General features: G+C 40.3%; 5 protein-coding genes. All 5 read left to right on the forward strand.

All coding sequences use genetic code 11. The features are described 5' to 3' along the window. The first annotated feature begins 9 nt into the window (after positions 1–9). Positions 10–1,080: an undecaprenyldiphospho-muramoylpentapeptide beta-N-acetylglucosaminyltransferase gene (locus ABDZ91_RS02870; RefSeq protein ID WP_343796153.1), complete on the forward strand. Its 1,071-nt coding sequence runs from the start codon at positions 10–12 to the stop codon at positions 1,078–1,080. 104 nt (positions 1,081–1,184) lie between these two features. Beyond that, positions 1,185–2,675 (forward strand): glycerol kinase GlpK, encoded by a 1,491-nt coding sequence (gene glpK, locus ABDZ91_RS02875; RefSeq protein WP_343796154.1) that lies wholly within the window; start codon positions 1,185–1,187, stop codon positions 2,673–2,675. 144 nt (positions 2,676–2,819) lie between these two features. After that, positions 2,820–3,017, forward strand: coding sequence for a hypothetical protein (locus tag ABDZ91_RS02880; protein WP_343796156.1), 198 nt, complete (start codon positions 2,820–2,822; stop codon positions 3,015–3,017). Continuing rightward, positions 3,014–3,562, forward strand: a complete 549-nt coding sequence (locus tag ABDZ91_RS02885) for an RNA polymerase sigma factor (RefSeq protein ID WP_343796159.1) — start codon at positions 3,014–3,016, stop codon at positions 3,560–3,562. The genes ABDZ91_RS02880 and ABDZ91_RS02885 overlap by 4 nt, the downstream gene beginning before the upstream one ends. Then, positions 3,528–5,588 (forward strand): hypothetical protein, encoded by a 2,061-nt coding sequence (locus ABDZ91_RS02890; protein ID WP_343796161.1) that lies wholly within the window; start codon positions 3,528–3,530, stop codon positions 5,586–5,588. The genes ABDZ91_RS02885 and ABDZ91_RS02890 overlap by 35 nt, the downstream gene beginning before the upstream one ends. Positions 5,589–6,231: the final 643 nt, after the last annotated feature.

Below are 6,231 nucleotides of genomic sequence, written 5' to 3' on the forward strand. Positions count from 1 at the left end.
GTGTTATAGATGAAAACAATTGTATTGACGGGCGGAGGAACGACTGGCCACGTATCGGTCAACTTAACTTTAATTCCACACCTGCTCGAACGTGGGTGGAATATCCACTATATTGGGTCAAAAGGTGGAATTGAAGAATCATTAGTTTCAAAGTTCAAAGAGGTAAAGTACCACGCGATCTCAACAGGGAAGCTACGCCGTTACTGGAGTAAGGAAAACTTGAAGGATATGTTCCGTGTTGGCAAAGGAATATTTCAAGCTAAGAAAATCTTTAAACAGGTGAAACCAAATATTGTTTTTTCTAAAGGTGGATTTGTGTCGGTACCGGTTGTACTGGCAGCCAAATGGTCGAAAGTGCCGATTATTACGCATGAGTCTGATATGACACCAGGTCTTGCAAACAAAATCGGATTACCGTTTGCAACGAAGATTTGCTACACCTTCGAGGATACAAAAAAACATGTGCCTGAAGAGAAAGGCTTGTTCCTTGGAGCTGTGGTGAGAGATGAATTGTTTAAGGGCTCTCGAGATAAAGGGTTTGAACTAACAGGTTTTTCTGCAACTAAACCCGTTATCCTTGTGACGGGTGGAAGTCAAGGAGCGAACAGTATCAATGGCTTTATTAGAGGACAACTCGATGAGCTTCTGAAGACGTTTCAAATCATTCACCTTTGTGGGAAAAATAAAAAAGAATCACGTTTGGAAGATAGAGAGGGCTATCTTCAATACGAATATGTGACAGATGAACTCCCGCATCTGTATGCCATTTCAGACTTGGTGATTACAAGAGCAGGATCCAATACAATCTTTGAATTACTTGCACTTAGAAAGCCAATGGTACTAGTGCCACTACCGGATACACAAAGCCGTGGTGACCAACTTCAAAATGCAGACTATTTCAAAAGACAGGGCTATGCTGAAGTCATTAAGGATGAAAAGCTTAAGGGTAGAGAAGCTGTAGAGGTAATTAAAGGTGCCTTTTCAAATCGTTTTGACTATGTCGAGGAAATGAGAAAACAGGCAGTCCAAAATCCGACTGATAAGTTACTTTCTCTCATTGAGGACTATAAAAAAAGCTGATTTATATAATGAATATGTGATAGTAAAAAGGGATTTCTTCTATGTATGGAGAAATCCCTTTTATACGAAACTCGGAAATTAAAGTACTTGAAGGGGGAACTTTTATGGAAACCTATATCCTTTCGTTAGACCAAGGGACGACGAGTTCAAGGGCGATTTTGTTTGATAAAAAAGGAAGCATTGTACACACAGCACAAAAGGAATTTACACAAATTTTCCCTAAGCCAGGCTGGGTTGAGCATAATGCCAATGAAATATGGGGTTCGATTTTATCAGTCATTGCAGCTTGCTTATCTGAGGCTTCTGTTAAACCAGAACAAATTGAAGCGATTGGTATTACAAATCAGAGGGAAACCACAGTGGTATGGGATAAGGAAACAGAAGAGCCGATATACAATACAATCGTTTGGCAGTCGAGGCAGACAGCGGAAATCTGTGAAGAATTAAAGGAAGCGGGATATGAGAGTACCTTTCGGAAAAAGACTGGTTTATTGATTGATGCTTATTTTTCAGGAACCAAGCTGAAATGGATTTTAGACCATGTAGAAGGTGCGCGGGATAGAGCAGAAAAGGGAGAGTTATTGTTTGGAACGATTGACACATGGATTATTTGGAAGCTATCAGGCGGAAAGGCTCATGTGACGGATTATTCGAATGCTTCCAGAACGCTTCTTTACAATATCCATGAGCTTTGTTGGGATGAAGAGATTCTTAAAATCCTAGATGTCCCGGCTAACATGCTGCCTGAAGTAAGGTCTTCATCTGAAATTTATGCCAAAACAGCTCCCTATCACTTTTTTGGAAAAGAAGTGCCTATTGCAGGGGCTGCAGGGGACCAACAAGCAGCACTCTTTGGGCAAGCGTGCTTCGATACCGGAATGGCGAAAAATACATATGGAACAGGCTGTTTTATGCTGATGAATACTGGTGAAAAAGCGGTTGAATCCAAGCGCGGTCTGTTAACTACGATAGCTTGGGGACTCGATGGGAAAGTCGAGTACGCCCTAGAAGGTAGTATTTTTGTAGCTGGATCTGCGATTCAATGGCTGCGAGATGGTCTTCGAATGTTGAAGGATGCGAAAGAAAGTGAAGACTATGCGATGAAAGTAGAGTCCACAGATGGTGTGTATGTTGTTCCTGCTTTCGTTGGACTCGGCACCCCATACTGGGACAGCGAAGTTAGAGGAGCTGTGTTCGGATTAACGCGTGGAACGGAAAAGGAGCACTTTGTTCGAGCGACTTTAGAATCATTAGCCTACCAGACAAAAGATGTGCTGGATGCAATGGAGGCGGACTCTGAGATAGAGTTGAAAGGACTTCGTGTAGATGGTGGGGCTGTAAAAAATAACTTCTTGATGCAGTTTCAAAGCGATGTATTAAATGTACCGGTTGAACGACCTGTGGTGAATGAAACAACTGCATTAGGAGCTGCTTACTTAGCTGGGTTAGCTGTCGGTTATTGGGATAGTCAAAAGGATATCCAGACGCAGTGGCAGATCGATCAAGAGTTTACCCCAACAATGACTGGGGATAAGAGAGAAGAACTTTATAGTGGCTGGAAAAAGGCAGTGAAAGCTGCGATGGTTTTTAAATAAATTATGTGGGGTTGGTGACTGTAGGTGCCAGCTCCTTTTTCTTGACGGGAGTAGGTTCTGGGACGGCAGAGAGGCGGACACAGAATCCGTTATTTTAATGATAATGCCGGTTGTGGGTGATCAAACGGACTGAGGTTCCGCTATTTGCATAAAAACGAGCAAAATTCACCTGAAATCACTGAAATAACGGAACGTCAGTCCGCTAAAATCAAAAAATCAGGTGTTTTTGCCCAATTAGAGGATCGTCTGTCCGTCTACTTTAGCCTCGATTGGAAAAACTTCAAAAAAATTGAAACAAATCGAAATCTTATTCGACTTGTAGGTAAGGAGGGTGGTCCATGAGTGAGGAATTGGATATGGAACATTTATATAACCAGTATCATAGAGACATTTATCAATTTGCTTTATATTTTACAAACTCCATACAGGATGCTGAAGATATAACACAGGATACGTTCATAAAGGCAATGAGGAATGTAAAAACGATTCAAGATACCAGTCGAATAAAGTTTTGGCTGTTATCGATTGCGAGACACACAGCCATCGATCATATTCGAAAAAAGAAGTTTAGTAAACTAATACCAGATTTTTTTGAGAAGCTAATAGCCTCAGATAAATCCTTAGATGAACAGGTGGTAGCAAAAGAAAAGTGGGAAGAAATACAGAAGACCTTATTGAAACTGAAGCCTCATTACCGGAGTTTGTTGATATTAAGGGGTATTCAAGAGCTTACTACAAAAGAAACAGCGGATATTTTAGGTTGCACCGAGTTAAAGGTTCGAGTCGATTTTCACCGAGCAGTAAAGCAATTAAAAAAATATGTAAGTGATACAGAAGGAGAGGTGCAGATCAGTGAACAAGGAAGAAAAATCCATCCAGGAAATTAGGGAGCTAATGTCACCGATTAAGGAACGACCTGATTTAGAGCCTCGGCCAGAGTTTGTACGGGAACTAAGAACTCGTATTCAAAAGCAAAAAACTAGTAATCATTCGTTTTTTATAAAGAAATCATGGGTAGCCCTAACTTCAGTAGCTTTACTAGTTTTCGTTATTGTTCTTTCTTCTGTTACATCTCCTGAACCAGATAATGTTGGGAATCCGACTGAAGAAATGGAAATAGGGCCAATTCCTATTCTAGAGCAGTCCCAGGTTGAGCTTGTCACAACTGTCGAATATGGTAAAGGTGAAAATCAAGTCGGACGGAATCAGAGTGGTTTTGAAAGTGGAAATGTCTCAAGCTTTGATATAGAGGACGGTACATTTTATATTCTGGATGATAAAAACAAAAAGATATTAATCAAAAATCCTGATGGAACTAGTCGATCCATTCCGGTTGGAACAGAAGGTTTTTTAATGGACATCTTAGTAAACAAAGATATATATGTGCTAGATTCTGACCTTGAGAGGGTGTATCAATATTCTGCAGATGGATCTTTTCAGGAATTCTATGATCTTTCTGAAAGTATCAGTCTTCCAATGGGGATTGAATTTGTCCCTAACTATGGTGTCGCCGTAAATCAAGATGGTGGAATAACAGTTAGTATCGAAACAGGAGAACAAATCCCTGTAGCAGCACGTCCTTACAATGAGAGAAGAGTGAGTGATACGGAAGGTAGGATTTCTTTCTTTGAGAGAGACTACACCCAGGAGTTTACTATTGATTATGAGTCATTTGCTAGTTTGTCGATACTTGCAGTTACCGATGAGCAAGTTGTTTATGAAAAAGGGGATTTTATCCCTGAGTTAACCTCTCATGTATTTGTAACGGACCTTCATGGATCCATTCAAGGTGGGGTTCGTATTCCAGTCGAAAACACGGTAACAATACCTAGACACTTTGTAAAAGTAGATGGGAAGCAAATTTATTTCTTATCACCAGAGGAAGAGAACTTGGCCATATATGAATTAAAACCTGGGGAACAATATGAAGCATTCCTAGGTGATATGGGTGAAGTAGAAGAGGAAAAAGAAGATTATGTTTTTGACCCTTCGCAATATGGAGAGCCTTTTCCTGAGTTGAAAGAAGAGATTGAGAGTTTATTTACCGGGGATACGATCTTTGCTTATTGGACAAATGGGGAGAACTTCTTAAACGGGGTAGCCATTGATGATGAAGGTACAGTTGTTGTAGATTTTAAACATTTTAATGTGGGAGGACCTGCATCTGCTGAAGCGATGTCCATGTCGAATGTGTTGTATAAAGCTGTCTTTCAATTTCCTGAAGTTCAGCAAGTCTATTATCAGTTTGATGGAAGTTTCAGTGATTGGGTCCGTTGGTTAGAATCGGTAGAAGAGCCAGTCAAAAGAGACCAAGAAAGAGACGCTGATGTTGTGTTGAATGGAATGCCATATAGCCTTGAAGAGGTATCTGACGAAGAGAATGAAGAAATCAAGTATCCAGAGATACAGGGAAATCTATTTGCTTATGAGCTAATGAATAAGTATACAAAGGCAATGGTGGAGCAACATGTAAAATATTTGAAATCTCAGTTCCCTGAATTTCCAAATGGAACGATTGATTGGGAATATAGTGTTTCCTTTAATAAAGCTCCATATTTAAGTGTCGGATTTCATGCAACTTTTTCAGATCCAGAGCTCGCGCATCCTGTGACATTCTCAAAATATGTTTCATCTAATATTGATAATGGCTATAGTTACTCAATACTTGATTTTGTTACTGAGCCAGATGATGTTCAGAAGTATGTGATTGAAGAAATAAAGAACCTGAATATGTACCTGGATACCGAAAGCATCGAAATAAATTATGAGCAAGACTTTTATCTTGGACCAGAATCTTTGATTGTTCACTTCGACCGCTATGAAATCAATAATTCAATGGCGCCTATAGAAATTGAAATCCCAAATGAATTTTTGGATCCAAGAAAGCTACAATACCTTGGCTATTTAAAATAAAACGAGGCGCAGGTCAACATGGGTAAGAAGCGTGAGGGAGTGGCATATTTGATTTAAATAACGGAACCAGTGTCCGGCTAATAAATTCAGCGGACAGGAGATCTGTTATTTGCTCAAAGAAGCGGGCTTTCAGGAGTTACACGGACAGAGAATCCGTTATTTGACCAAAATGGGCATCAAGCGACCCCAAAACAGTCAAATAACGGAACGAGAGTCCGTTCGCCCCCCGAAAACCGGCATTTTCATAAAAATAACGGAACCAGTGTCCGGCAAATAAATTTAGCGGACAGGAGATCCGCTATTTGCCCAAAAAAGCAGGTTTTTAGGAGTTTCGCGGACAGAGAATCCGTTATTTGACCAAAATCGACATCAAATGAACCCAAAACAGTCAAATAACGGAACGAGAGTCCGTTCGCCCCCCGAAAACCGGCATTTTCATAAAAATAACGGAACCAGTGTCCGGCAAATAAATTCAGCGGACAGGAGATCCGTTATTTGCCCAAAAAAGCAGGTTTTCAGGAGTTTCGCGGACAGAGAAGATAAAGTCCATATAATTGTGTAAAAACAAAAAGGGGTCAAATTATTCCTTCCTGGTTACAATGTTTAACAACCACGTAAAACATTAGGAGGAAATAATTATGAC

Source organism: Bacillus carboniphilus (assembly GCF_039522365.1).
Lineage (GTDB): Bacteria > Bacillota > Bacilli > Bacillales > JC228 > Bacillus_BF > Bacillus_BF carboniphilus.